The following is a 26,270-nucleotide window of genomic DNA, read 5'->3' on the forward strand; positions in this document are numbered from 1 at the left end:
AGGCCTGCGATACCGCAGCCGGCTCTAGCGTTTTTTCTTCTCCTATTTGTAGTTAAAAGGTATAATATGGTCAAAGTTCGACATTGGTATATAGGCGGATTGAAAGGGGAAAGCAGCTTGAATAAGATGTCAATGCGCACAAAGGGTTTAATATTCATTGTTCTCATTTCATTTATCCCTTTGCTTATTGCTGGAATCAGCAATTACTCAGCAGTTAAGCAGGCTATGATTCAATCCGAGATTGATAAGACAAGCAGCAAGCTAACCAACCGCGCTAACATTCTGAGGAACTGGTTGGATATTCGCAGAGCGGAGGTGCTTGTGATCAGCCGTACGGAGTTAGTACGGTTTGGAACGGATCAAGAGCGTCTGCGTTATTTCGGACGAGAACTCATTCGAAGCAGTTATATTTATAATTCAATTGGATATATCGATGGCAAAGGACTTGCTCTGCGTACAGACGGTGGGCGGATAGATATGTCGAAGGAGCTTTTTTTCCAGAAAGCGATCAAGGGCGAAGTCGTCATTACGGATCCCTATAAACCAGCGTTCTCCGATAAGCCTCAGATGCTGATCGTTGTGCCTGTTTATGGAGCGGAGACGGAAGTGACGGGAGTCGTGTATGCCTCTATTCTATTCCCCACATTACGGGCTTATATTGAAATGGAAGGCGAGAGCTCCGTCATCCGTATGTTTAATGATGAAGGATTAATGATCTACAGCTCCGCGCCCGAGCCAGAGACATTGGGCGGCGCTAATATAATGGATAAAAAATCATCCCTATTTATGATTGCAGCGCAGATGCTGGAGTCTGAGTCCGGCATGGCGAGACTTGGAATGGATGGTAATAAATTTGCCGTATTTCATACTAAAGTAGGCGGCACGCCGTGGCGCTTCGCACTGCAAGTGCCGGAGGCTGCGCTGGAAGAAAATTTGCCTCCTATTTTTTGGCGCATATTCACGACCATTGCGATTGCTGAGGTCATTATCATTATTTTTTTCTTTCTTTATTTTGAACGAATAATTAAACGTATGGTGCGGATTCTTGGGGTTACGGAGCAGGCCGCAGCCGGGCGCTTCGAGGCCGAGCATCTGGAGGTTGAGCCGCATGATGAGGTTGGTCAGCTGGCACATTCCGTTAACGGGATGATGATCCATTTGCAGGAAATGTTCGACCGGCTAGAAGCTATTATTAATCAGAACCAGTATGGCTTTATCGTACTTGATGATCATTATAAAGTATCCTATCTCAACAAAACAGCGGAAGAAATGCTTGGCTATAAAACAGAGGAGCTGGCTGGAATTGCCACGCCGCTCTTGTTCATGGATTTGGATGAGATCGAGAAGGAAGCTGAAGAGCTGTCGATCAGACTTGGACGGACGGTGCCGCCGGGACTTGAGGTGTTTAAGGAGCTTCGCAGCGAGAGCTTCTCTTATGAGCGGGAATGGACGTTTATTCATAAGGATGGCACACGAATTCCTACATTGCACAGCTCGAACGGGCTGCGTGACCGCAATGGGCGCTTCTCCGGCGTCGTCGGCATGGTGCTGGATGTTTCCGATCGGAAGCAAATGGAGAAAACGCGGAAACGCTTGCTTGATATTTTGGAATCGGCCAAGGATTTAATTGCATCCGTCAATTCGGATGGCAACGTCGTCTATATGAACCGGGCAGGCAAAGAGATGCTGGGTCTTGGCGATATGACGAACGGTACCCTCGCCGTAGAGAAGCATGTACAGCCTCAGATGTATGCGGAGCTTGTTAGGGGCTCTATAGAGGCAAGGAAATCCGGTTTCTGGGAAAGTGTTACGCAGCTGGTTAAGAGCAATGGAGAGCCGCTGCATGTATCTATGGTTGTCGTGGCACATCAGGATGAGGATACAGGAGAGCTGTTCTACTCTTGTATCGCCCGCGATATTTCGGAACAAAAAATGGTGCAAGAGGAGCTTGTTCGTGCGACGCTGGAAGCGGAGGAAGCCAACCAGGCGAAGAGCCGATTCCTTGCGTTAATGAGCCATGAGATACGCACACCGCTTAATGGTATTATAGGCTTGGCTCAACTCATGCGCAAAACAGGACTTTCAGCTTCACAAAAGGACTATATGGACAAGATGCATACATCCTCGGAGACGCTGCTTCGCATTATTAATGATATTTTGGATTTCTCCAAAATTGAAGCGGGCAAGGTTGACGTTGAACGTCTGCCCTTCCAGCCGGATGAGCTGCTGCATCGCTTGACTGATCAATTAAGTGTATTTATGGGCGGCAAGGAGCAGTTTGAATTCATTATAGATACACCGGAGAAATTACCAGAGACGATTATTGGCGACGCGATGCGCCTAGAGCAGGTTCTGCTCAATCTGTGCATGAACGCCATTAAATTCACCAATAGAGGCAGGGTTAAGCTGCAGCTGAAGCTTGTGGAGGAAACGGATCATACGGTGAGTATTTCCTTCATCGTGTCGGATACAGGCATAGGCATGAGTGAGGAGCAGGTCGAGAAGCTGTTCAAGCCGTTCACCCAGGCAGATGGTTCGACGACACGAAAGTTTGGCGGAACTGGCCTAGGGCTTGTCATATCCAAATCATTGGTTGATATTATGGGCGGCAAGCTTGAAGTGAGAAGCAAGGCGCTCGTAGGAAGCCAATTTCATTTCACGCTGCCGTTTGCCGTTATCCACAAGTACAGTGAGCAGCTGCGGCAGGTTAAGCAGGATATGAGAGAGCAGCCGGTCTGGATCGTGGAGGATGATACGGATATGCGTGAGCATTGGAGCCGCATCATAGAGGAATTTGGCCTAACCCCAATCGCATTCTCATCTTGGAAAATGGCCAGGGACCGTCTCCGCCGAATTGGGAAAGGTGCATTGCCTAAGCTCATTGTGCTTGATATGGAGATGCCTGATATGTATGGTGCAGAAACCTGGCTGGAATTCCACGAGGAAGCGGAGGAGGCTGGGGTCAAGACCATTGCGATGACCACTTCTTACGGCCGCGATGAAATGATGCAGCTAACAGCGGAGCAGCGGCCTTTAACACTGTTAATAAAACCGATTATGCGAACGGGCATGCTTCGAGCACTCGAGAGCGCGCTGGATCAGAAGTCAACAGATGGATACGGTCAGGAGAGCATTGCTCCTATTGCAGCTTTGCTGGAATCCAATGCCCATACACGGATTTTGCTCGCGGAGGATAATAAGATCAACCAGCTTGTCGCCATTGAAATTTTAAAGGAGCAGGGCTATGAGGTTGGATTGGCTGAGAATGGCCAAGAGGTTCTGCAGAAGCTTGCGGGCGAGCACTGGGATCTCATTCTAATGGATATTCATATGCCGATTATGGATGGATCCGAAGCGGTGCGAATCATACGCAGCCAATCCATCTATGATGATATTCCGATTATTGCCGTTACAGCGAATGTGCTTAGAAACGATCATGAGCGCTATCAGAAGCTCGGCATGAATGATGTGGTAACGAAGCCAATATCTTCAGAACGGCTCCATACGGTCATTTCTTATTGGCTGAAGCAAAGCTCTAATCAATCTATGCCGCCTAACACAAGCATGGAAGCAGCGAAAGGGCATGACAGGCCGCGTGTGGAGCAATCCGCCTCCATATTGCCGCTGATAGCGGGCATGGATGTGGAGAGCGCTCTGGCACGTGTTAATGGAAAGATGCCGATCCTGCTGCATATGATGACGCAGTTTATGCTTGATTATGATACGTTTATCGAGCAGCTGCGGATGCTTGTCAGGCAATCAGAGCTAACGACTGTTAAACGCATGGCGCATACATTAAAGGGAGCAGCTGGTTATTTATCCGCATATGAGCTATTGGAGACGGCGTGCGAAGTGGAGCGCATCTTGAAGAAGCCAGATATGGATATGAAGGAGCTGATGGCTGCCATCGAGCAGCTGGAGAGTGCTTTGAAAGAGCTCCTGGAAGGGCTTCGTAACGCTGAACAATTATTGGATAAAAAATCCTAACAAAATTCTAACAAATTGTTGTCCCTTTATAGTTGGTACTGTATAGTAGTACTATAGTCAAAATTCGACAGAAACCTTCAATCCTGAAAAAGGGTGACGACAATGTACAAAGTTCTGGTAATCGAAGATGACGTCATGATGAGTGATATGCTTTCCATGTATTTATCAGAAGAGGGCTATTCGATTATGCAAGCATACCGGGCGGATGATGGGCTTCGGCTAGCTGTCGATTTCGACCCTGATTTAGTGCTGCTTGATTTGATATTGCCTGATTTGGATGGCATGGAGGTATGCTCGCTTATTCGTAAGCGCTCTAATGTGCCGATTATGATACTGTCGATGAAGAGTGAAGTATCCGAGCGGGTGCAAGCGTTGAAAGCCGGTGCGGATGATTACATGTGCAAGCCTTTTAGTATGCATGAGATGACAGCCCGAGTGGAAGCTTTAATCAGACGTTCGAATACGATGCAAGCAGAGACAGCACAGCAGGTTGCAGTGACGTTGGAAGCGACAGATGAACGAGAGCCGATTGAGCTTGATTTCGAGCGAAGACTGCTGCTTGTTCGCGGTCAGTTTGTTGAAACGACCTTCTCGGAGTACGAGCTTATGAAGCTCTTTCTAGCTTATCCGGGCAAGGTGTTTAGTAGAGAAGAGCTTATAAATGCGATTCGCGGGTTTGATTCCTTCGTAACAGACCGTGCTATCGACGTACATATCGTCAATCTGCGCAAAAAAATTGAGCAGAACCCGAAGGAGCCTCGGCTTATACGTACCGTTTGGGGATTTGGTTACAAATACACGGCCCAGCATTCCAATAAGAGCCACAATTAAGCGTTCCATCATTAAATATGGATTTACAATTAGACCATTCCGGATTTGCGGAAGGGTCTTTTTTTTTGTAAGGCTACGAGTATTAGGACTGATATTAAAATATCTAACATTCATCTAAAGGTATCTTATTAATTTATCTAATACTTATATGGGAAAATAAGTTTAATTCAAATAATATTCGGAAGGTGATGTAACAAAATGGATGCGTTGACCGGATTACCTGGGCGTAAGGAAGCTTTTGCGCAGCTGGAAGTGGCGGTAAATGTGGTACGTGCGGCAGGTAAGCGGCTGGTAGTGGCAATGGTCGATTTGGATCGTTTTTATCGTGTGAATGAAACGAAGGGAACGGACTTCGGCAATCATATGCTCTGTATAATGAGTAAGAGATTAGCCGCCGCAAGAACAATAGCTTCGGCAGTATGCCGAATTGGAGGAAATAGATTCTTGGTGGCGATGCCAGTCGAACACGATGAGAATAACGGCTTTCCGGCTGTGGAAGCGATCAAAAATGCCATCGAACGTCCCATTGATGTTGACGGAAACGAATTTTATTTCACTACTAGCATTGGCGCAACGCTATACCCTCAGGATGGCCGCACAAGCGAACAGCTCATATGTCGTGCGGAGTCTGCCTTGCATCAATCGAAAGAGCAGGGCGGGAACCGAGCGCTTTTCTACAATATGGAGGATACACGCCAGCTGAATCGGCGTTTAAGCATAGAGGCAGCACTGCGGCCAGCTTTTTATTTACGCCAGTTTCATGTATGCTATCAGCCGGTTTTCCATGTGAAGGATGGTAAACTGAGGGGATTTGAAGCATTGATTCGTTGGAATCATTCTGAGCTGGGCGAGGTGCCCCCCGCGGAATTCATTCCTATTGCGGAGCATAATGGGTTGATCATACCGATCGGAGAATGGGTGCTGCGAGAGGCATGCAAGATGCTTGCGGGAATGGAAAAATGCGGTTTAAGCAGCTTGGTCGTGTCGATTAATCTGTCTCCGCTTCAGCTCCAGGATCCCTCCTTCTATAGAACAGTACTTCATGTATTGGAGGAGTATGAGCTCCAGCCTTCAGCTCTTGAACTGGAAATAACAGAGCACATCGCGATCTATAACTCAGCTGCGGCAATTGCAGCACTCAGCTCGCTTCGAGCTGCAGGCGTTCGCATAGTGATTGATGATTTCGGTACAGGCTATTCCTCCCTTGCTAATCTGAGGCAATTGCCGATTCAATGCTTGAAAATTGATAAATCGTTTATTAGAAAGATCGAGCTTCAAAGCGCGGAACGCATCATCGTTGAAGACATCATTAAATTGGTTCATAGGCTTGGCCTTGAGGTTACTGCGGAAGGCGTCGAGAATGAGGAACAATATGCGCTGCTGCGTGAGTGGGGCTGCGACTTTGCGCAAGGCTTTCTGTTCGGGAAGCCAATGCCGCAGGAAGTAATAGATCAATCCATAGTAGATCAGTATGAGCATGCTTAATTTGAATGAAAATGAGGCAGTCCTCGTACATTGTACAGGGGACTGCCTCATCATTTTTTACTTTCTAGCTATAATCATGAAGCGCTTTGAATTTGTTTGTATTCCTTTATCTGTTTGGTATTGTTCTATGAAATGCTGAAGCCGTTCGAAATCAATGGGGGATTGCCCGAAGCCTGGAATAATAGGCGTATTTCTGAGCAAAAACATAAGGTCTTCAACGGTCTCATAGTATTCTGTTGCGTCGTAATCAAAAGATTGGATGTCGCAGAAGCCTGCCTCTTGTAATTCTGCAACATATTTCATCTTCAGAGTGCCGTCAGCGTTCATGCTTTGACCTCTGCCAAACGTCTGAGCCAGATTAGTTTTATCGGCTTCACTTACTTGCTGAGTAAGAAAGAAGCCGCCTTTTACTAAAACTCGTGCTGCTTCCGCTGCGCTAAAGGGCGAATGCCTGCAGGATACTAAATTGAAGAATTGCTCAGGAAATTGGAGCTTCTCCGCATTCATTTGTAGGAAGCGTATGTTCTTTCTACCGGAAAGCCTAGCATTGCGATTGGCTGTTTCGATCATTCCAGCTGACTGGTCGATGCCTATCAGTGCCAAGGCTGCATGCGCGATGGTTAATAAAGCTTCTCCTCCGCCCGTGCCTATATCAAGCAGCAGATCGGATTGATCGCATCTTTGGGCTACTTCTTGGTACAAATCCCATTCAACGCCTTCGGATGTGCATTTGACACGGCTGAAATCCCAACCATTTATTTGTCCAACCTTCTCATAAAAACGTAAATAATCAAACTTCTGCATGAACTTCTCCGCCTCTCAAGGTTTAGTTTAGATGGGGTCCAAAGGGCATAGAAACCCCTTGACAGCTGGTACGCGTTTGACCCAGCCCGACAACTAAATACCTCGAACGCTGCAGAATGACATCCAGTTCACCTCATAGGAAAGATTGTATTTATTGTATATTATTTTATAAAAACATAAAAGACCTGACGGCTCACATGCAGCGTGCGCCTTCAGATCTTTTTTCTCATTATCATCATTAAGATACTTCCAGATAAAGCTTTGTGCCGTCGTTATATTGGAAAATAGCTACATCACGCACCATTTCAACGGACTTAATGCGTCTCCATTTTTTGCGGAAATCAAAATCTAACTCCAGTTCGTACAATTTATGATTAAGCAGTTCTATAGATGCGGATTGTTCGTTAGGGTAATAGACAGGGACGGAACGACTTTTGAAGGTAACGATTTTCATCATTTCCTATAACACCTCCGATCGATTTCCCCCATTCTAACGTATATCCTTTAGCCTCTTATGAAAATCGGGTAAGAATATTGTTTATATTACTTACAAATTTCTAACACATCTGTTTAGGAACGGTAAGCTGAGATGGGGGGATTTGCTAAGAACCTTCTTGTTATGTGCAGTTATGACTGTGCTTATACATACAGAATTAGCTCGGATTACCTGTAAAGCTGAGAATAATAGCAAGGACCATTAGATGAAGCGGGTAGAAACTGCGCCATATGATTCGAGGAATACGTATGTTGTCGGCGGTGCGCATCATATTTGATGAATATACAATCAGTATCGTAGCAAATAAGCTGAACAGCTGAATGAACCAGCCCTTTATTAAATAGCTTACCACGTTTAATGAGAAGTGAAACACCGCCATGGTTCCGAGAGACGATGAAGACAAAGGCCTCCCAACCGCTTTGCGCGAATAAGGAGGCCTGCTGTTGCTGATTCTTCTGCTACAGGCCGGCGTTCTTCTGCAGCCGGCGTGCAATTTCTATGAAATCCTCCTGTGAGATGCCAGGTGCGAATTCCTCCGGCAATTCACTCAAATCAGGCATTGGCGCTCCTTGCGGCGCTCCTTGTATGACCTCAAGCTGAGCCCCTGTCAGCGGATTCTGCCCATTCCAGATGAGGACAATATCTTTGTAATCATTCTGGCTAAATGTATAAAGCTTATTTCCGAGTCCCATGGCTTCATATTTACGAGCGGTTTCAAAGCGGTTATTGCTAAGATCCGGTATGGGTATAAGCTTCTTCACATCTACACCTGTCGCTATTTCTAATGCCTTCGCATATGCCAGCACATGCACGCCGCCCCGAACGAGCAAATAGCCAATCATGGCGCGGGCTGTAGGATGATCGGTCATTTCATAGACGCGCATCTTATGCGTGCGAGCGCCGCATTCCAAGAAAAAGTTATGAAGCAGGTCCAGCACGAGATTGCCGCTGCTGAATACATTATCTCCCGTCCAAGCGCGGCCCATAGAATCACCGGGCATAGAGGTTTGAGCAGTTCTAATGAAAAAATAGCTGTTGCGCTTATTGACGCCTTCCTCAAGCGGTGCTGAATTGGGGTCGCCAGGGCAGGTAGTTCCGGTAATGACCATATTGATAGCCGTTGATACAAGCTCCACATGGCCGAATTCCTCAGCCGTTATGCTGGAAACAAGATCATAGAACGGTTTGAGCTTCTTTTTCTCACGAAAATTAAAGGATTGGTACATATAATTGTTCAGCGTCGACATTTCTCCGAACTTTCCGCCAAGCAATTCTTGAACAGCTGCTGCAGCATTCGCATCAGCATATGGAGATGGAGGAAGCTCTATTTGAAGTCGATTCAATCGTTCAATCACGAGTCTGCTCACCTCTTTCGAACCATAAATCAATCTATCTATCCATATGTATGACAACATTCGCAGCCATAGACCGAATATTGTGGAATGGGACAGCCTCATGTCAAATAAGCTCGTCAACTCCTTATAACAAGGAAATGACAAGCAGCTCATAAAGTACTAATGGGAGTACGGCATTGTATGGATTCATCAAGGCACGCGGATCACGCATCGAGCATTGCAAGTAGAGGGCGGTCCGATCAATATGCACAATCATTCCCTCGTAGACGTGCCCGTCTAGCGTTTGAACGCATACAAATTTATGCATATAGCCTCCGCACATGCTCATGATGCGATCACGCACCTCCATAACCATGGCCGTATGCTTAGGGTCCGCTTCATAAAGCATCGGAGACGTACTTTCCTTGAAGCCCATCTTATTCATATTACTCATACTGCCCTCGCTCATGTTCTCCATGCTGCCTAAGGTGCCCATATTATTCATGTTGCTCGTATTCGCAACGTCGCCTCTGTTTCCAATATAGCCCGCATTTATTATATGTTCAGACATACAAACAGCCTCCATTCATAGGGTATGTCATATAGGTATGCGAGATTTATATTGCAGTATGCGTATTACTTATAGGAACGCCCTTTTAGATTTCAGCTTTTGTTAGGTATTACCTGTCCATACCAAATTATTAGAACGACATAGAATAGAATTAAGATTAATAGAAAGGGGGGAATGAAATGTCCGCCAAACTAAAAATGAAAGTTCGCAGTGTGAGATCTTCCGGTAAAAGCAGCAGTCGTGCAAGTGTATCATCTTCGAGCTGTAATTGCAGAGAAAATCATCAAAGCAGTGGTCGACGCGTTGACCCAGCAGTAGAAGCCATGCAGGAAGCAGGCAGGGATATAAGCGATATTTTCAGGCAGTTTAAGGACGAGAGGGTTGCCGAGCAGCTTGTCAGAGCCATTCGCAATCGTGATGCAAGAGCTGTTCAAGCATTGATCGATTTCCACTGCCGTGTCGTTAACTTCTTCTGCACGCATGACAAGGATTGTGTAAGAATCTTCTGTTCATTTGGCAGAAACCAAGACGTAACTGTAACATTTGATATTTGCGTCCGCAGGACAAATCGTTCTTTTGGCCAACGCTACTAGTTTTTCATTGCTTTAAATGGACTGTCCTATACCAATAGGATGGTCCTTCTTTATGTTTGCTGCATAAACTAAGGAAATGGAAGTAAACAAGAATATGCAAGGAGGGGAAAGAGGATGTCTTATATACCTAATTTTCCACAGGCGCTGTTAAACGAGCATCGTGATTGGCATCATAGATATCATTTGATGCCAGGCAGTGTGCCGCCGCCGGGGTATGGAGAACGTTTCTTGCGATTTCATCGGGATTATATCAATCGGGTGTACAACTGGTATGACAGTCAGGGATATGACCGAAGCTTAATTGCACCTTGGAGCCAGATTCCAGATGGCATCCGGCGCTCCTATTGCTATAATGCTGCTGCTGAACAAAGGGTGCAGTTTAATCCGCGCTCCTTCGCTAACTTGGATGAGCTTGGAAGCTTTATAGAGACGAATCTGCATGGCTGCATGCATGAAGTAGGGGCGCAGATCTTCAATCAGCCAGAGCTGAATGATTTCGACCGTGCGCCGGGTCTTACGGAGTTTTATAACATACACGGACTTATTGATCAATGGTATCGGAATTGGGAGCAGGCAGGAGGAGGTGCCCGCAGCTCCTCCGCAAACAATGATGCTCAAATTAAGTACAGCCATGCAAAGACCGCAGCACGTTCGCATAAAAAGAAGCCGCGCGCGGCACGAATTGGCTCGCCTTTACGGTACGCACGGCAGGTATCAGCTCGTTTGGCCCGTCAGAGAGCTCGACGCCAATTACATGGACCTCAGCTATCCGGCCTTCGAACATCGCAATCAGCTCGTCAAGGTCAGCCTCGTACACACCGGCCACTTCTTCAGGCTGCAGCCGCAGCTGGTTCAGCGGCACCGAGCAGACGAGTCCGAATACGTCGCTTACCTCACGGTCAATGAAGGGAACGCCGTTCACTTCTCCGCTGAGTTCCTCGCGAACTTGCCCAAGCGGGATCAATTGCTGAAATTCGACCGGCAGACCGAGCTCCTCTTCAAGCTCGCGTACTGCTTCGCGAATCGTCTCTCCAGCAGTCAAATGCCCGGCTGCCGTAATGTCATAGCAGCCGGGATTTGTGTCTTTGCTTTCCTGGCGCAGCTGGAAGCGTACGAACCGGAGGTTCTCCTCGCGGCGCGTCAGCCAGCAGTGGAAGGAACGATGCCAGTAGCCGTTCATATGTGTCTGTGAGCGGGTGGCAGTGCCGAGCGGACGCAGCTGTTCATCATAAATGTCGAATAGCTCCTCAGCCATGTGCGGTTTCCCCCAGCTGAGAAGTGCAGTGCTTGCAGCGCGTTGCCTTAATTGGCACCTTGGACAAGCAGTACGGGCAGTCCTTCTCAGTTACTTCGACCGGCGGCTCTGCTTTCTTCTCATCGCGACGCAATATGTTGATGACTTTAACAAGCAGAAAAATACAGAAAGCAACAATTAAAAAGTCCAGCATAACGTTTATGAACTGACCATAGGCAATGGCAGGGGCTTTCGATAAGTCTGGGTAGTTGCTTGTATCTACAAGATAAAGCTTCAAATCTTTAAAGTCTACTTTCCCCAGAATAGTACCGATAGGCGGCATAATAATATCATTGACGAGGGAAGTTACAATTTTGCCGAATGCGCCTCCGATAATGACACCGACTGCCAGATCGATGACATTACCTTTCATCGCAAATTCTTTAAACTCTTTCACAATTCTCAACATAGTTCCTCCTAAGCATAAACCTCATACATCTGATCAGCCCGCTTTTATTGAGCAGGGTATTCTATTATAATAGCCGAAGATTAATAGATGCGAAAGTTACTTTAGGCTCTAAGAAATGATTGGATATTTCTTAATCATGGGGTGTGTGGCGGCTCACAAATAACGGATCCTATGTCCGTAGGGCAGCAAGTAAGTGTACAGGAATGGAATAAAGTAGTGCGATTATCTGCTTCCATTTAAACTAGCGCAGGGTTAGAGGCTTATCCAAGGGCAGCGTGTACCTTTCAGTATTTTTACGATAAGCAGATAAGAATGAGCATTTTTTTGTATAATAGCTGAAGGAGGGGATTTACGTTGGCGGAACCGCTTAAGGCGATATATGACGGATTATTTATTGAACAATTTGCCGCACTGGTGAAAACGGCGTGGAGCCCATTTGATGAGGCTGCTTTCGTGGAGCGGGTAAGAAGCGGCAATTGGGAGCAGCTTGAGCTGAAGGCACGAACTAGAAAAATAACGGAGGCGCTTGGCGCTTCACTCCCGAAAGCCTATGAAGAGGCGCTTGCTGTATTGTACCGTATAGATGAGCAATGTACCGGATTGCCGTATTTGTTCTTTCCTGACTTTGTAGAGGTGTACGGAATAGAACCGCAGTACTGGCCTCTTTCATTGGCGGCACTTCAAAGATTCACCAAATACTCAACTTCTGAATTTGCCATTCGAGCATTCATTTTGCAAGATCCGCAGAGGATGGCTGCCTGTATGCTGGAATGGGCGGAGCATTCGGATGAGCATGTCAGGCGGCTTGCGAGCGAAGGCATCAGACCGCGTCTTCCTTGGGCGCAGGCGCTGCCGATATTCAAACAAGACCCAGCGCTCATTATTCCGATATTGGACAAGCTGAAGCGTGACCCATCACTCTATGTGCGCAAGAGCGTTGCGAACAATTTAAATGATATTGCGAAGGATCATCCCGAGCTCGTTATTGTGCTGGCCGCTTCATGGCTTGGAGCAGATGCTCGGACGGATTGGATTGTGCGACATGGCTGCCGTACGTTAATTAAGCATGCTAATCCTCGCATCATGGCTTTGTTCGGCTATTCCTCCCATGAGAAGGCGGATGACGAAGTGCAGCCGCTTGTTTCACATGCTTCTTTAAAGCTGTCAACGGAGAGCCTAACCATTGGGGGAGAGGTTGCACTGCATTATCAGGTGCATGTACGTGAGGGCGAGCGTGTAAAGCTGCGTATTGAATACGGCATCGATTTCGTGAAATTCAGCGGCAAAACGTCGCTCAAGCGGTTTTTGCTGTCTGATCGTGAGTTTGCCGGAGGAGCTGTCGCTAAGGGTTCCCGCATACATCGGTTTGCTGATTTAACCACGCGCAAGCATTACGCTGGTTTTCATCGGGTCACGCTTTGGGTAAATGGAAGAGAGATGGCTGCTTGTGAGCTGCAAGTATTGGAGGCTGATTCTCTATGACCATAGGTGCTAGGGTATTGAAGACAGGAATGGCGGTCGCATTAGCTATTTACCTGAGCGGATTATTTGGTTTCGCTTCTCCGCTAATAGCTGCAGTAGCTGCGATATTTACCATTCAGCCGTCTATCTATCGGTCATGGCAGCGCGTAGCGGACCAAGTGCAGACCAATTTAGTCGGTGCTCTCATTGCCATAGCAGCGGTAAGACTGTTTGGACATACACCAATTGCGGTAGGACTTGTTTGTATTATCGTTATTCTTCTTAGTATTCAGTTGAAGATGGAAAGCACAATCGGTTTAACGCTTGTTACCGTTGTAGCCATCATGGAGGCGCATGGACAAGGCTGGGACGCTGCGATAAGCCGTTTCTTGATGGTGCTTACGGGTATTGGCTCCTCTTTTGTTGTGAATGTGCTCGTATTTCCGCCCCGGCCAAGACGTCAGTTCACTGAACAGGTGCATCAAGCCTACAGCCAGCTTTCCCTGCTGCTGCGAACTTCCGTATCGAATGAAATGAAGGAGCAGGTATACGGACAGGAGAAGGATAAGCTGCTTGGAATATTGCGTAAGCTGGAGGAGCGCTACACCGTATTTGAGGAGGAGCGGAAGATGCTGGCGCGGGCGCGGACAAGCCATGCGCGGCAGTTAATCGTGTCTAAGCAAATGATTAAGACGCTGCAGAAAGGCGCGGACCTTATTGACGTTGTAGAGGAACATTATTTTGCCTCTTCAAGCGCTGTAGATTGGTCTGATCGCTTCGATCGCCAGATTGAGGATTTAACGAAGTATCATGAGCATATTTTGCTAAAAGCAGAGGGCAAGATGAAGCCGAATGCGTGGATAGAGCCAGAGGAAGAGCGTGAGGACAGGCTGGTGAAGGATTTGACGGCTTATATTCAGGAAAGTCCGGATGAGAATAAGCGGCTTGTATTTGTCGCATCGGGTATTTTCGAGTATGGGTATCATCTTCGCCGCTTGGACAAGCTTCTCGATCAAGTGAATCAACGCGAAGGCCAAGCTCATCGCGTTCGCGATGAAGCTAAAAGCGAGACGAATGAAGGAATTTTATAAGAAATGGCAGGCCGTAGACAAGCATTAGCTTAGTCCTTGCGGCCTGCCATTTTTTCAATCATTTATTGAGGATGGAATGACCGGTGAAACATGGCTACATGTCGTCATCGTTCTTATTGCTGCCTTCGTGGCGGCGAGGATGCTGCATATGCGCTTCGGGATCGTTGTCATCATCATGCGGAACTAAGCGCGGATCGGTATGTCCCTGGTGATGATTATTGAAATAGACCTCGACCAGCTCCCATTCCGTCGAACCGAGCATAGGATCAGCAGGGAATTTATCTCCGATTTCCAGCTGCTCTTGGCGGCCCCACTCGTTTTGGTAAACGCCTTTGGCTTCGACAGTCTCACCAGTAATTGGCTGCATCTCATGATGTTTGTCTTCGTTGCTCATTGGTTCAACCAGCCCTTCTATGCTTATAATCCATGCTTCGGCACTGCCGCACGGTCAGCTTCTGATTGCAGCTCGCTTGCGGAATGTTTACTGGCTTCATTGCGATCAGCTAGAGATTGAGCTTTGCTTGCTTTTTTCTGCAGATCGGATGGCTGTTTGCCTGACATGTAATCACCCTCCTGAGGTATAATGTAGAGCTTTATCTTCACAAGAAGATCCTCAACAGTTTGCCACAAAAGGAAGAAATGTATGAGCGGAGACGGAATGTATACCTTACCCATTTACCTGATAACGTGACTCCAATCGTTTGCCGCCAAACCACATTACGAGCACAGCAGTGATCGTAACGAAGATTCGCCAAGGCTCATGGATCAGATTGCCGATGTCAAAGCTGATCAGCGATATGCTAAATATCATAACTGCTTTGCCAAGCAGCATGGAGAGAAAGAACGTTTTGAAAGGTACCTTACTAAGTCCTGCAACGATGGTGATAACAACAGACGGTGTAAATGGGAAGCAAGCGAGCAGAAACAATGGAGTGAATCCCTTATGTTCTACCCAGTTGAAGAAGCGCTGCGATTTCGGAAATCGTTTCTCCAGCCTCCCTTTGACATTGCGTCCGAGCGTGCGACTGATCCAGAAAATCGATACGGCACCTGCAGTTACGCCAATCCAGGAGAACAAAAACCCTAAGCCAAGTCCATATATGTTGGCGTTAGCCGCAATAATGAGAATTAACGGCAGGAAAGGGAGATAGGATTCGATGTAAGGCAGCAGGATTCCTGGGAGCGGTCCCAGCATGGAGTAGCTTTCCAGCGTCCACTTAATGGAGTCCATATCCAAGTGTTTTATGTATTCCAGCCAATTATGCCAATCATTCATTGATATAACCCCGTTCTACTTCATTGTAGCTTCTTCGCTTGTCCCAAAAGCCCGAAAAGGAAACCATAAATAAAATATGCTGATAAGCCCAAAGAGCACAGCGCTTATCCAAAAAACAGAGATCTCACCGTGCCAGGCGGCAATGAAGCCCCCGGCTATTGGTCCAATCATAACACCGACACCTTCGATCGTTGACAATATGCCCCAGCCCAGTCCCTCTTGCTTAGGCGGAACATACGCGGCAAGCAGCGCGTTCCATGCGGGCAGAATAGCGGCATACGACAAGCCGAGAGCAATCGCTATAAGTAAACAATACCAGAACGTGAAGCGGGAGGCTAGCAGGCATAGTGCGACAGCAAAGATCGCGAAGCCGACAACGAGAAACCATTTCTTTCCTCCGAGCTTGTCTGATAATTTGCCCATTGGGATTAAGCCGGCAGCAGCGCATAAGCCCCCCGCAGTGAGCAGGATTGAGTATTGGGTGCCCGACAGTCCAAGCTCTTTATCAGCGAAGCTGGGCAGGATTGGAACGAGCATACTGACGCCAGTCGTTTGCAGAATCATTCCCGGCAAGAGCAGCTTCATATGACGAAGCCTTTCCTTAAGAATAATAAATTGCTGGCGCATCGGCAATCGATTTGGCGTAGTCGCTTTTTCTTTGCTCATGAAGAACGACAGCAGGCAGGCGAGAACAGACAGGCTGACCAGCAGCAGGTACGTAAACGATACGCTCATATCGAGCAAAATATTACAAACAATAGGGCCACTTCCAAGCCCGACCATCCATATCGTGTACAGATAGCCCATTTGCGTTGCTCGCTTATCCTCGGAAACCTTCGTTAGGCAAACGATCCATAAGGGCGACATGCCAATGCCGTACAGCGCGGCAGCACCAATAAACATCCAAGGCAAATCGGCGAATTGCAGCAGATATACACCTGCCAAGGATAGGACGAGACCAGTCTGAACAACAAGGCGGACGGAAAATCGATCAAGCAAGTATCCGATGGCCATTTTGAGCATTGTATCCGTTATATAGTGCGCAGATATAGCAGTTCCGATAACGTCAGGCGGCAAGCCTAATGTTTTGGCGCCATAGATGGGGAGCAGGCTGATTAGGACTGCTCCTCGTACAAACTCCACAATAAATAAGATAACGGAGATGAGTCGCATCTCCCCACTAAACCAAGATTTTTGATCTGTATGCAAAGGACGGTCTCCTTATTAGTTATTGTTTGGGTTTTCTTACCATTTTCATTATACGCAAAGTAGATTAAATCTCCAAAAAACGATACATAAAATGTTCTTACAAATGAAGATTGGTTAGTATGTGCAATTTTTGTATAATGTAGTAGCAATCCATCCTATTGAAAATAGAAGGAGCGATGATTAGTATGGAATTCACGAAATTAGGAAGATCAGGTCTTCGAGTAAGCCGGTTATGTCTGGGAACGATGAATTTTGGCGTGGACACGGACGAGAAGGAATCATTTCGAATTTTAGATGCGGCTTTGGATGCAGGCATTAACTTTATTGATACCGCTAACATCTACGGATGGGGTGAGAACGCAGGCCGTACCGAAGAAATTATCGGTAAATGGTTTAAGCAGGGTGATGGCCGCCGCGAGCGTACTGTGCTTGCTACCAAAGTGTATGGCGACATGCATAATGAGCATGATGGCCCTAACCGCGAAGCAGGCCTATCTGCTTATAAGATCCGCAGACATTTGGAGGCATCGCTTAAGCGCCTTCAAACGGATCATATCGAGCTTTATCAAATGCATCACGTCGATCGCAGCGTGAATTGGAGCGAACTATGGGGCGCATTCGAGATTGCAGCAGCTCAAGGCAAAATCGGCTACATAGGCTCCAGTAACTTTGCCGGCTGGGATATTGCAGTTGCCCAGGGAGAAGCGAAGGCAAGAGGCTCACTAGGCCTCGTATCCGAGCAGCATAAATACAATCTGCTCTGCCGTTTGCCTGAGCTGGAAGTGCTGCCAGCGTCGCAAGCGCTAGGTCTTGGCGTGATTCCGTGGAGTCCGCTCGATGGCGGCTTGCTTGCGGGTAACCACCGCCGCAAGGATGGCGGTCGCCGCAGCGGAGACTCCAAGCGCTTAGAGCAGCATCGCGAGCAGCTTGATGCATATGCAGCATTCTGTGATGAGCTGGGGGAGCCAGAGGATCTCGTATCACTTGCTTGGCTGCTGGCTAATCCAGCTGTAACCGCTCCTATTATCGGCGTACGCACGCTGGATCAATTTGAACGCTCACTCCGTGCAGTTGAGATTAAGCTGGATGAGTCCGCTCTTAAGCGGATAGACGAAATATTCCCAGGACCAGGCGGCGAAGCACCTCGCGCTTACGCCTGGTAAACCCAAAAAGGAGGGTCTCCCAAAAGCCATAGGCTTTTGGGAGACCCTCTTCTATTTATTTGGTCTGCAAAAGTTAACGGACGCAGAAGCCCTTATTTGCTGCAAAAACCACTTTTCGAACTGCTTACGGACATGAGAGCCCTTATTGGCTCGAAAAGCCCCACATATGACCCGATCCGATGAAAATAACGGCTCTCATGTCCGTAAACTTTGCTTTTACAGCTAATTCACTCATATAACGTACCTCATGTCCGTAACTACTCGTTCAATGATCCTATATGAGCCTATAACCATCTCATAAATCGTTTAATCTGATGAAGAAAGCAACCATAGACCAAAACAGAAAAATAGCCGTACAGGAATAGACACCCTGTACGGCTATTTTTTCATGTTTTCCAACATTTCGGTTCGAAGTGAGCTATCTCTCCGAACTTCATGCTTTTGGAACACCCTCTATTATTTAGTAATAGGCAGCTAACACAAACCGATTAAATTAACAGATTAAACAAAACGGGATCTTTGTTAAGCTCAATGAATTGGAAGCCTTTTTTGGTCATACGCTCGACCAATGGATTATAATCTTTGCGATCCTTAAGCTCGATGCCGACGAGGGCAGGACCATTGTCTTTGTTTGATTTCTTGGTGTATTCGAACCTCGTGATATCATCATCGGGGCCGAGGACTTGATCTAGAAATTCCCTTAGTGCTCCTGCTCTTTGAGGGAAGCTTAGCATAAAGTAGTGCTTTAATCCTTCGTAAATGAGCGACCGCTCTTTGATTTCTTGCATTCGATCGACATCATTGTTGCCGCCGCTTACAACACATACGACTGTTTTTCCTTCTATTTCACTGCGATATGCTTCAAGCGCGGAAATGGGCAATGCACCAGCGGGCTCGGCTACAATTGCATTCTCATTGTATAGATCAAGCATAGTCGTACATACTTTGCCTTCGTTCACCGTAATAACATCGTCGAGCAAATCTCTGCACAGCGCGTAGGTTATGTCTCCGACTCGCTTGACCGCTGCACCGTCAATGAACTTGTCAATCTGATCGAGTGGAGTTACCTCGCCAGCATCCAGCGATACACGAAGGGAAGCGGCGCCTTCGGGTTCTACGCCAATCACTTTCGTTAATGGTGATACGATCTTTACATAGGAGGCAACGCCTGCCGCCAAACCGCCGCCGCCGACCGTTACGAAGACGAAATCGGGAACGGTTTCTGCAGCTTCCATAAATTCTTGTCCGACGGTACCGTTACCTGCGATGATTTTGCGATCATCGAACGGATGAATGAATGCCATTCCGCTCCGGTTGCTCTCGGCAATCGCTTCAGCATATGCATCATCAAAGGTATCTCCTGTCAAAATAACCTCCACAAAGGTTCCTCCGAAAAAGGACACCTGTGAAACCTTTTGGCGAGGAGTCGTGCTAGGCATAAATATTTTCCCGGGAATGCCGAGCGCTTGACAGGAGTAAGCTACGCCCTGCGCATGATTGCCTGCACTGGCGCACACAACGCCATTTGCTAATGTTTCCGGGGCAAGCGAACACATCAAATTATAGGCGCCGCGTATTTTGAAGGAGCGGACGATTTGCAGATCCTCCCTTTTCAGCAGGACGTTGCAGTTGTATCGCTCGGACAGTACGCGGTTATGTTGAAGCGGCGTACGCGTAATGACATCTTTTAAATGCATTTGCGCTTGAACAATTTCTTCAAGTCCAATGCGGTGGTGAGGTGCGTTATTCGGATTCATGGGCGTACATCCTCTCTCATTTGTTCGTTAGTAACGTGAATTATTTGATTCATTATAGCATTATCATTGTAGATTCATGTACAGCTCGTATGATTTATTTTTATAGTGATGTAAACTTATACTGTTGTTACCGTGGTAATTGATTAAGGTGCTTAAGCATATGTGAGAGAGGAGTTAACATAATGAGAATAGTAAAAAGATTGTTTATCATATTAATTATTATCCTCTTACTGCTGGGAGGCGCGCTCTGGTGGCTGCTTTCTTATATTGCGCCGGACGAGCAGCTCGATATGAGCTATAGTCCGATTGATGTGAAAGACAAAGCAATGGATATGGTCAGAAAATTAAAGCCAGAGCTGGTTCTTACTGAATCGGACATTAACGATCTGATCAAAATGAATTTGAAAGCCAAATATGCGAGTTCCTCTTCCGATCATCCCAATATTGAAATAGCGAAGGATGTAAGCTTGGACGGTGCTGCCTTCGAGTTGGAAGAGAATAAGCTTATCGCTCATTTGAACGTCACTTATAAAGAGCGTATTCCAGCTGCGCTTGATGCGGTTTATTCGCTTCAGTGGCAGTCGCCAAATCTTGTTTTAAGACCTGAGTCGTTATCCATAAAGGGAACAGAGCTGCCGCTAAGCAAGCTGGAAACAATAGTTGTTACGCTGGATTTGCCAGCACAGAATGTGGTATCCGTAAAGGACGTTCAGTTCGAGAAAGGGCAGATCAAAATACTGTTCAAGCTGCAATTTCAGATAAGACTTTAATCAATGAAGTCAGTTGAAGAGACCAAAACAGCAAAACAGCCGAGGAGGGTAGAAACCCTGTTCGGCTGTTTTAGTGATAAAGCTTCATTCTTGACAACATGTGGCTCTAAAGTAGCTTTACTAATTAAGCGATAGTCAAGCCTGCGCTTGCGTATCCTATTACTGTATTGACTAACGAAGCACCAGTGGCAGTTGCAGAGAATACTAGCAATAATCGAGTTTGGGCAGTAACCGGTATTGATAGTCCAGTCGCAATGCCGTTGCTGATTGTTCCTAAAGCTACTATTCCAGTAAGCGGTGGTGACAACGTCACAAGGGCGCCTGGAACAGGGGTAAAGATATTATTTGGAGTGGCAGAGCTAAATAACTGAGCTGTAATGGTTACAGCTGAGCTTACTAAGGTGATTGCTGCTGTAGTACTGAAGTACGCGGCAAGAGAAGTAATCGTCCCATCGCGTGGAGTGGAGAATGCAAAGTTAATAAGTGGTCCTGCTAATGTGCCCGTAAGATCAATAGCTCCCCCGATAAGTGAGATGCCAGTAGCAGAAGAACCAAAGCCTATTAAGCTAGTAGTTCCTATCAATCCATCTAAAACAGTCGTCAAAATCGCAGGTCCTCCGGAAGCGTATGGTATGATGGCTCCTGCACCAGTGGTACCAGTGGCGCCAGTAGATCCAGTAGCGCCAGTAGCTCCAGTGACACCAGGATCTCCAGTAGCTCCAGTAGCTCCGGTAGCACCAGTAGCTCCAGTAGCGCCAGTAGCTCCAGTAGCGCCAGTAGCTCCAGTGACACCAGGATCTCCAGTCGCTCCAGTAGCTCCGGTAGCGCCAGTAGCTCCAGTAGCGCCAGTAGCCCCAATGACGCCGCCAGGCGCGCCGGTAGTGCCAGTCGCTCCAGTAACTCCGGTATTGCCAGTAGTTCCAGTAGCACCAGTGGCACCAGTAGCGCCAGTAGCGCCAGTAGCTCCGGTGACACCAGGATCTCCAGTGGCACCAGTAGCACCAGTGGCTCCAGTAGCGCCAGTAACACCAGTAGCTCCGGTGACACCAGGATCTCCAGTCGTACCAGTAGCGCCAGTGGCACCAGTAGCACCAGTAGCACCAGTGGCTCCAGTGGCTCCAGTGGTTCCAGTAGCACCAGTAGCACCAGTGGCTCCAGTGGCACCAGTAGCGCCAGTGGTACCAGTAACCCCAGTGGCACCGCCAGCCGCGCCGGTAGCGCCAGTCGCACCTGTGGCGCCGGCAGCTCCTCTACGACTCTTATAGCGGTTACGACCTGCTCTAACCGTAACATTAACTTTCTGAGATACGGTGTTCGTGTTCTTATTCACAATAATAGTTTCTTCCCCGTGCTTCTTTCTTCTAGCGCAGCGACGTTCTGCAGCCCATTTTCTGATTAATCTTCTTATGATACGTTTCTTGTTATTGCTTAATTTACTCAGCGAAAACACCTCCTCTTTAGATGTCTTATAGTACGCTCATACTCTATCTATTGATTGGGTAGGTAACTGTATAGTCATAGACTATGATCCAAATATTCAGAATTGGATGTTTGTACAACGAGCGTTCTCAAATGGTAGATTGGGTTCGAGTTTGCTAAGGGATGGATAGGGCTGTAGAAATTGATTGACAATACAACTGAGAATAGTTATCATCTATACGATAGTGATAATCATTATCAATATTTTGTTGTTGGCTAAATGTTTCTGATGTGGGTTACATATTCGCGTTCAATGGAGGGCTATTGACATGGGATTGCTACACAGTTGCAAAAGATACATCGGCTGACGGAGAAATTAACGAAGTAAGTAAACATGATTTTTGCTTGTAACAGCTGTCAAGCTTACGCAGCTGACAAGTAAACCATATAAGAGAACATACAGCAAGCAAATACAGCTTAATCGACATAATTGTCAGAAGGAGAGAGTTATGCAGACAGAAACAAGCAAACCTTGGAATTGGCTTCTTTTTCCCTTCTCATCGGTGAAGGCGGGTCCGGATGGATTGTTCGCAGCATCAGTCGGATATGGCATCTATGAAATGAATGCGGAGGGCGAGTGGTCAAAGCTCGATCAAGGGCTGCCTGAGATGAGCAGTGTGAATCGGCTGCAGCTGCACCATGATTTGCTTCATGCATGCACGAGCACCGGTTTATATGAATGGAACGGAGAGGAATGGAATTGTGACGGTTTAACAATCCCTTGCTATCAATATCGCAAAATAGGCGGAACCGGTTATGCGGCAACCGATGATGGCTTATGGTCCAATGCTGGATTCAAGTGGGAAAGGATTGCCTGTGCGAATAAGCATGTTTACGATTTTATTAATTTGCCGCAATACCTCATTATCGCGCATGACAGCGGTATATCTTTGTATGACCGCTTTATGGATGATTGGGCGCAATTTGAACTGCAATTGAGCGTTACAAGCTTGGTTGTATTTAGAGGACATCTTATTGGAACGAGCGATAAAGGCGAGCTGCTCATTGGTGATAAGCAGGGAAGGTTTAACCGCATCCAATTTGGCCAGAATTTCATTTTCTCCGTAGTAGCCAAAGGAAGTGAAGTTTATGTGTGCACCGACCGGGGGCTGTATCGGCTTACTTATTTATGTAATCAAGTCACCTTGCTGGCTGTTAAGATTGGCTGTCCGGTCACGGATATTGATGTTCAGGGTGATGATCTATATATGGCTACTTTATTCGAAGGTATTCAAACGATACAAGTTTAATAAAAAGAGTGAGCACTAGGAGGAATGATGAGTGACGAGAATACTTGTTGTATACACGAGCATGACTGGAAATACAGAGGAAATGGCAGAGGCCATCACAGAGGGGGCAAAGGAAGCAGGCGCCCAGGTTGTTTCAAAAGAGGCTTTCGATGCTAGCGCATCTGAGCTCAATGATTTCGATGGCATCATCATTGGCGCATATACGTGGGGCGATGGCGAGCTGCCGGATGAATTTCTTGATTTTTATGAGGAGATGGATGGCTTGGATCTAAGCGGCAAAAAGGCAGCTGTTTTTGGATCAGGCGACACCTCCTATCCGATCTATTGCGGAGCGGTTGATATTGTTGAGGCGAAGCTGAAGGAGGTGGGGGCAGAGATTGTATGCGAATGTATTAAATTCGAATACAATCCCACAGAAACGGAGAAGGAGCAAGGAAGAAGCTTAGGCCGCCGAGTGGCAGGTCTAGCAGCAGTTGCCGGTTAATGAGGATAGGAGCATAATATGCCTACCCGTGTTAAGTGAGCAGTCCAATGTGTTAAGTAAGTTTGCAGAATGAGAGGCGACTGAGACGATGGAGCAAGCACCAGCATTAATACGAATAGAAGATTATAAGCTGGAACAACTGGTGCGTGGAACAGAACGATTCGGCGAAATAAAGTCGGATCGCAAGCGGTCAAGCAAGGTCAGCTGGCGACAAATGGTTCTATTCGCTGCCTTGCACAGCGTCAATGAATTCTATATGCTTCCGCTTCAATTACGTACACATGCTGTATTGGAGGAACTGGTCGAGAAATGGTGGACTAATCGCCTGACTTGGATGGGGATGTGCTTGATTTGCTTTTCCATATGACGTCGGTTTTTTGCAAGAGTGCATTCGGGAGGCTGCCCAGCCGCATTGAGGTGCTATCGGTACTGGGCGGCGAGCGCGTTGTCTTTAAGCCAAACGAAGATACGTATAAGCAATCTCTCGATTATATGTATTTAGTCAAAAGCATGCTGCCATCAGCTGCTCCATTAAACTTGGACTGTACATGTGCAATCTAAATGAAAAAATATCGAGAATAGCTGATTCTAGCTGTCTTTTATGAGCCTCGGCTGCATCCTTTCAAAGATGCGGCTGAGGTTTCGTTTTTTTATAGACAAATGAAGGGATCACAAGTAACATGGTCATTAGTATTTTTGCATATTTGCACATGGAATTGCATGCAAAGTGCGATTTACTGCATATAACTTTTAAGTGAATGCTTACGAAGTAAAGTTTTGCTCTGCAAAACTAAGCGAATGCTTACGAAGTCAAGTTTTGCTGCGCAAAACTTTTAAGAGGAGAGATTAGATTGTCAGAGGATTTATTGCTAACGTTTCGCTCGCCCCCATTACCGTTCTTTATTGAATCGAACCGATTAACCTATCACGCAGGAGAAGAGCATCCTAATCGGACGAATCTTGGCGTTTTTGATTTGTTATTCGTGAATAAGGGCTCGCTGCATGTAGCAGAAGATAACCATAGCTGGACACTAGGACCGGGAGATGTGCTCATTCTGCGGCCGGACCGCTGGCATTACTCGACTCGTCCTTGCGATGAGGAAACGGTGTTTGATTGGATCCATTTCCAAACGGTAGGAGCCTGGGAAGAAACGGTCGGCAACCAATGCGGATCGCTTCGCGGTGATTATTATACATATGCTATACGTCTGCCCAAAAAAATGAAATTAACGTATCCCGATGAAGCGAAGCTTATATTCCAACAGCTGCACGAAGCAGCCAAAAGCTCATCGCACGGCGCATTCTGGGACCGTCAGCAGCGCTTTCTGCACTTGCTGCAGATGCTTGATGAGGGCTGGCGCTCAGATGCCGCGAAGGCTGCTGTATCGGTAGCGGAGCGGGCAGCAGCTTATTTAAAGCTGAATTATCGTACGCCTATCAGCAACACGATGCTGAGCGATGTATTGCAGCTTCATACCAATTACATAACACGCTGTATGGCTGAGGTGTTTGATTGCACGCCGCAGCAATATTTGCTGTATTATCGATTGGATCAAGCGAAGCTGCTGCTTATTAAGACTGATTGGACCATTGCACGCGTTGCAGAGGAAACGGGCTTTCGCCAAACGCCGCATTTCTCTCGACTTTTCGCAGCGCATACGGGGATGCCGCCGCTGAAATTTCGGAAACGGTTCACCATGTAATTGAGATAATAAAAGTCAAAAGTATTGAAATAATCGTTATAGCTTCTGTATGTTCCATGCATAATTTATTTTGTTTTAACAAAAACTGGTTCAAACAACGTGAAAAGGGTGGTCGCGATGATTGAACGGTTTTCGTTAACGGCAGATATTAATGATATGGTGGATATGTTTCAAGTGAAAAAAGTTGTCCGCGGATATACCAATCGGTTCAACGTGGTTCCGACACAGAATGTGTCGATTGTTATGAATGATCGATTTGATCAGAGGACGATGCAGGAGTCAAGGTGGGGGTTGTTCCCGTTCTGGGCGAAGGATTCCGTAAATGCGGATCATATGACCTTGATGGGGAAGCCGTTTCTCGGGAGAATGCTGCGCAGACAGCGTTGTATTCTCCCGTGCAGCGGATTCTATGGACAGAAGCAGTTCGGGAAGGAACGCGAACCGCGGGCCATGCACGTTATTATTCCAAGCCAGCAGTTATTCGGGATTGCGGGCATTTATGATTGCTGGAAAAATGTAAGCGGCAAGGAAGTGCGTGCCTTCACGATGATCACCGCCGCCGCTTCAGGTGCAATGTCAGTCTGGCAGCCTCGCGTTCCGGTTATTTTGGATGAAGAGGGCATAGAGGATTGGCTTAATCCCTGTATAACGGAGTTCAGCAGCCTGCGCAAGCATTTGGAGGCGATGGACTCCTATCTCATGCGCGCTTATCCCGTCACAAATGCAGTTCATGATGATTTGTACGAATCCCCGGATTGCATCAGGGAGATCAGACCAGACTTTGCCTGAGTTTTTAACATTGAGTGTTATTCGTTTGACCGCT

General features: G+C 47.0%; 26 protein-coding genes and 1 pseudogene. 14 read left to right on the forward strand and 13 right to left on the reverse strand.

Features of this window, described 5'->3' with window-relative positions; genetic code table 11:
* The first annotated feature begins 126 nt into the window (after positions 1–126).
* From CEF13_RS02335 to CEF13_RS02345, 3 genes are all read left to right on the forward strand, one after another.
* Positions 127–3,987 (forward strand): response regulator, encoded by a 3,861-nt coding sequence (locus CEF13_RS02335; protein WP_243864697.1) that lies wholly within the window; start codon positions 127–129, stop codon positions 3,985–3,987.
* 102 nt (positions 3,988–4,089) lie between these two features.
* Positions 4,090–4,818, forward strand: coding sequence for a response regulator transcription factor (locus CEF13_RS02340; protein WP_102709240.1), 729 nt, complete (start codon positions 4,090–4,092; stop codon positions 4,816–4,818).
* A 198-nt stretch (positions 4,819–5,016) separates the two neighbouring features.
* Positions 5,017–6,303 (forward strand): putative bifunctional diguanylate cyclase/phosphodiesterase, encoded by a 1,287-nt coding sequence (locus CEF13_RS02345; RefSeq protein ID WP_102709241.1) that lies wholly within the window; start codon positions 5,017–5,019, stop codon positions 6,301–6,303.
* A gap of 57 nt (positions 6,304–6,360) precedes the next feature.
* Here the strand turns inward: CEF13_RS02345 and CEF13_RS02350 are convergent, their stop codons facing one another.
* The 5 genes from CEF13_RS02350 to CEF13_RS29110 form a co-directional block, all read right to left on the reverse strand.
* Positions 6,361–7,107 carry a class I SAM-dependent methyltransferase gene (locus CEF13_RS02350; protein WP_102709242.1) on the reverse strand — a complete coding sequence of 249 codons (747 nt, stop codon included), beginning with the start codon at positions 7,105–7,107 and terminating at the stop codon, positions 6,361–6,363.
* Between the two features lie 238 nt (positions 7,108–7,345).
* On the reverse strand, positions 7,346–7,564 hold the full coding sequence (locus tag CEF13_RS02355) for a hypothetical protein (protein ID WP_102709243.1): 219 nt from the start codon (positions 7,562–7,564) through the stop codon (positions 7,346–7,348).
* Positions 7,565–7,760: 196 nt separating this feature from the next.
* Complete coding sequence (locus CEF13_RS02360) at positions 7,761–8,006, reverse strand: hypothetical protein (RefSeq protein ID WP_146022667.1); 246 nt, start codon at positions 8,004–8,006, stop codon at positions 7,761–7,763.
* Between the two features lie 55 nt (positions 8,007–8,061).
* Entirely contained in the window at positions 8,062–8,958 is an 897-nt protein-coding gene (locus tag CEF13_RS02365) for a manganese catalase family protein (protein WP_102709245.1), read from the reverse strand.
* A gap of 124 nt (positions 8,959–9,082) precedes the next feature.
* Entirely contained in the window at positions 9,083–9,508 is a 426-nt protein-coding gene (locus CEF13_RS29110; protein ID WP_243864686.1) for a hypothetical protein, read from the reverse strand.
* Between the two features lie 179 nt (positions 9,509–9,687).
* Between CEF13_RS29110 and CEF13_RS02375 the strand changes: the two genes are divergently transcribed.
* Positions 9,688–10,101 carry a hypothetical protein gene (locus CEF13_RS02375; RefSeq protein WP_102709246.1) on the forward strand — a complete coding sequence of 138 codons (414 nt, stop codon included), beginning with the start codon at positions 9,688–9,690 and terminating at the stop codon, positions 10,099–10,101.
* A gap of 619 nt (positions 10,102–10,720) precedes the next feature.
* Here CEF13_RS02375 and CEF13_RS02385 read toward each other — a convergent pair.
* Both CEF13_RS02385 and mscL read right to left on the reverse strand, forming a co-directional pair.
* Positions 10,721–11,356 (reverse strand): NUDIX hydrolase, encoded by a 636-nt coding sequence (locus CEF13_RS02385; RefSeq protein WP_102709248.1) that lies wholly within the window; start codon positions 11,354–11,356, stop codon positions 10,721–10,723.
* Positions 11,349–11,804 (reverse strand): large-conductance mechanosensitive channel protein MscL, encoded by a 456-nt coding sequence (mscL, locus tag CEF13_RS02390; RefSeq protein ID WP_102709249.1) that lies wholly within the window; start codon positions 11,802–11,804, stop codon positions 11,349–11,351. Before mscL ends, CEF13_RS02385 begins: the two co-directional genes overlap by 8 nt.
* 354 nt (positions 11,805–12,158) lie before the next feature.
* Between mscL and CEF13_RS02395 the strand changes: the two genes are divergently transcribed.
* The gene (locus CEF13_RS02395; RefSeq protein WP_102709250.1) at positions 12,159–13,286 is read left to right on the forward strand and encodes a DNA alkylation repair protein; all 1,128 of its coding nucleotides are present in this window, start codon (positions 12,159–12,161) and stop codon (positions 13,284–13,286) included.
* Positions 13,283–14,356: an FUSC family protein gene (locus CEF13_RS02400; RefSeq protein ID WP_102709251.1), complete on the forward strand. Its 1,074-nt coding sequence runs from the start codon at positions 13,283–13,285 to the stop codon at positions 14,354–14,356. The genes CEF13_RS02395 and CEF13_RS02400 overlap by 4 nt, the downstream gene beginning before the upstream one ends.
* Positions 14,357–14,450: 94 nt before the next feature.
* Here the strand turns inward: CEF13_RS02400 and CEF13_RS02405 are convergent, their stop codons facing one another.
* The 4 genes from CEF13_RS02405 to CEF13_RS02415 all read right to left on the reverse strand — a co-directional run bounded on the left by CEF13_RS02405 (position 14,451) and on the right by CEF13_RS02415 (position 16,841).
* Positions 14,451–14,750 (reverse strand): transposase, encoded by a 300-nt coding sequence (locus tag CEF13_RS02405; RefSeq protein WP_102709252.1) that lies wholly within the window; start codon positions 14,748–14,750, stop codon positions 14,451–14,453.
* 23 nt (positions 14,751–14,773) lie between these two features.
* Positions 14,774–14,917 (reverse strand): hypothetical protein, encoded by a 144-nt coding sequence (locus CEF13_RS28665; protein WP_166742865.1) that lies wholly within the window; start codon positions 14,915–14,917, stop codon positions 14,774–14,776.
* Positions 14,918–15,023: 106 nt separating this feature from the next.
* Positions 15,024–15,632, reverse strand: a complete 609-nt coding sequence (locus CEF13_RS02410) for a TVP38/TMEM64 family protein (RefSeq protein ID WP_102709253.1) — start codon at positions 15,630–15,632, stop codon at positions 15,024–15,026.
* 15 nt (positions 15,633–15,647) lie between these two features.
* Positions 15,648–16,841 (reverse strand): MFS transporter, encoded by a 1,194-nt coding sequence (locus CEF13_RS02415; protein WP_243864685.1) that lies wholly within the window; start codon positions 16,839–16,841, stop codon positions 15,648–15,650.
* Between the two features lie 185 nt (positions 16,842–17,026).
* Here CEF13_RS02415 and CEF13_RS02420 point away from each other — a divergent pair, with 185 nt between their 5' ends.
* A complete protein-coding gene (locus CEF13_RS02420; RefSeq protein ID WP_102709254.1) occupies positions 17,027–18,004 on the forward strand; it encodes an aldo/keto reductase in 978 nt (325 codons plus the stop codon).
* Positions 18,005–18,492: 488 nt separating this feature from the next.
* On the opposite strand, the gene ilvA is transcribed toward CEF13_RS02420, so the two are convergent.
* On the reverse strand, positions 18,493–19,761 hold the full coding sequence (gene ilvA, locus CEF13_RS02425) for a threonine ammonia-lyase IlvA (RefSeq protein WP_102709255.1): 1,269 nt from the start codon (positions 19,759–19,761) through the stop codon (positions 18,493–18,495).
* A gap of 182 nt (positions 19,762–19,943) precedes the next feature.
* On the opposite strand from ilvA, the gene CEF13_RS02430 reads away from it, so the two are divergent.
* The gene (locus tag CEF13_RS02430; protein WP_102709256.1) at positions 19,944–20,531 is read left to right on the forward strand and encodes a hypothetical protein; all 588 of its coding nucleotides are present in this window, start codon (positions 19,944–19,946) and stop codon (positions 20,529–20,531) included.
* A 124-nt stretch (positions 20,532–20,655) separates the two neighbouring features.
* Here CEF13_RS02430 and CEF13_RS02435 read toward each other — a convergent pair.
* Positions 20,656–21,774: pseudogene (locus tag CEF13_RS02435) on the reverse strand (exosporium glycoprotein BclB-related protein); the annotation flags it as partial.
* Between the two features lie 685 nt (positions 21,775–22,459).
* Here CEF13_RS02435 and CEF13_RS02440 point away from each other — a divergent pair.
* The 6 genes from CEF13_RS02440 (at position 22,460) to CEF13_RS02465 (ending at position 26,236) form a co-directional block, all read left to right on the forward strand.
* On the forward strand, positions 22,460–23,260 hold the full coding sequence (locus CEF13_RS02440; protein WP_102709258.1) for a hypothetical protein: 801 nt from the start codon (positions 22,460–22,462) through the stop codon (positions 23,258–23,260).
* A 31-nt stretch (positions 23,261–23,291) separates the two neighbouring features.
* Positions 23,292–23,744: a flavodoxin gene (locus CEF13_RS02445; protein WP_102709259.1), complete on the forward strand. Its 453-nt coding sequence runs from the start codon at positions 23,292–23,294 to the stop codon at positions 23,742–23,744.
* Positions 23,745–23,832: 88 nt separating this feature from the next.
* Positions 23,833–24,111, forward strand: a complete 279-nt coding sequence (locus CEF13_RS02450; RefSeq protein ID WP_102709260.1) for a hypothetical protein — start codon at positions 23,833–23,835, stop codon at positions 24,109–24,111.
* Positions 24,096–24,305, forward strand: a complete 210-nt coding sequence (locus CEF13_RS02455; protein WP_102709261.1) for a hypothetical protein — start codon at positions 24,096–24,098, stop codon at positions 24,303–24,305. The genes CEF13_RS02450 and CEF13_RS02455 overlap by 16 nt, the downstream gene beginning before the upstream one ends.
* A gap of 290 nt (positions 24,306–24,595) precedes the next feature.
* On the forward strand, positions 24,596–25,447 hold the full coding sequence (locus CEF13_RS02460; RefSeq protein ID WP_102709262.1) for an AraC family transcriptional regulator: 852 nt from the start codon (positions 24,596–24,598) through the stop codon (positions 25,445–25,447).
* A 117-nt stretch (positions 25,448–25,564) separates the two neighbouring features.
* Positions 25,565–26,236, forward strand: a complete 672-nt coding sequence (locus CEF13_RS02465; RefSeq protein ID WP_102709263.1) for an SOS response-associated peptidase — start codon at positions 25,565–25,567, stop codon at positions 26,234–26,236.
* Positions 26,237–26,270 lie beyond the last annotated feature (34 nt).

Source organism: Paenibacillus castaneae, assembly GCF_002884445.1.
Classification (GTDB): domain Bacteria; phylum Bacillota; class Bacilli; order Paenibacillales; family Paenibacillaceae; genus Pristimantibacillus; species Pristimantibacillus castaneae.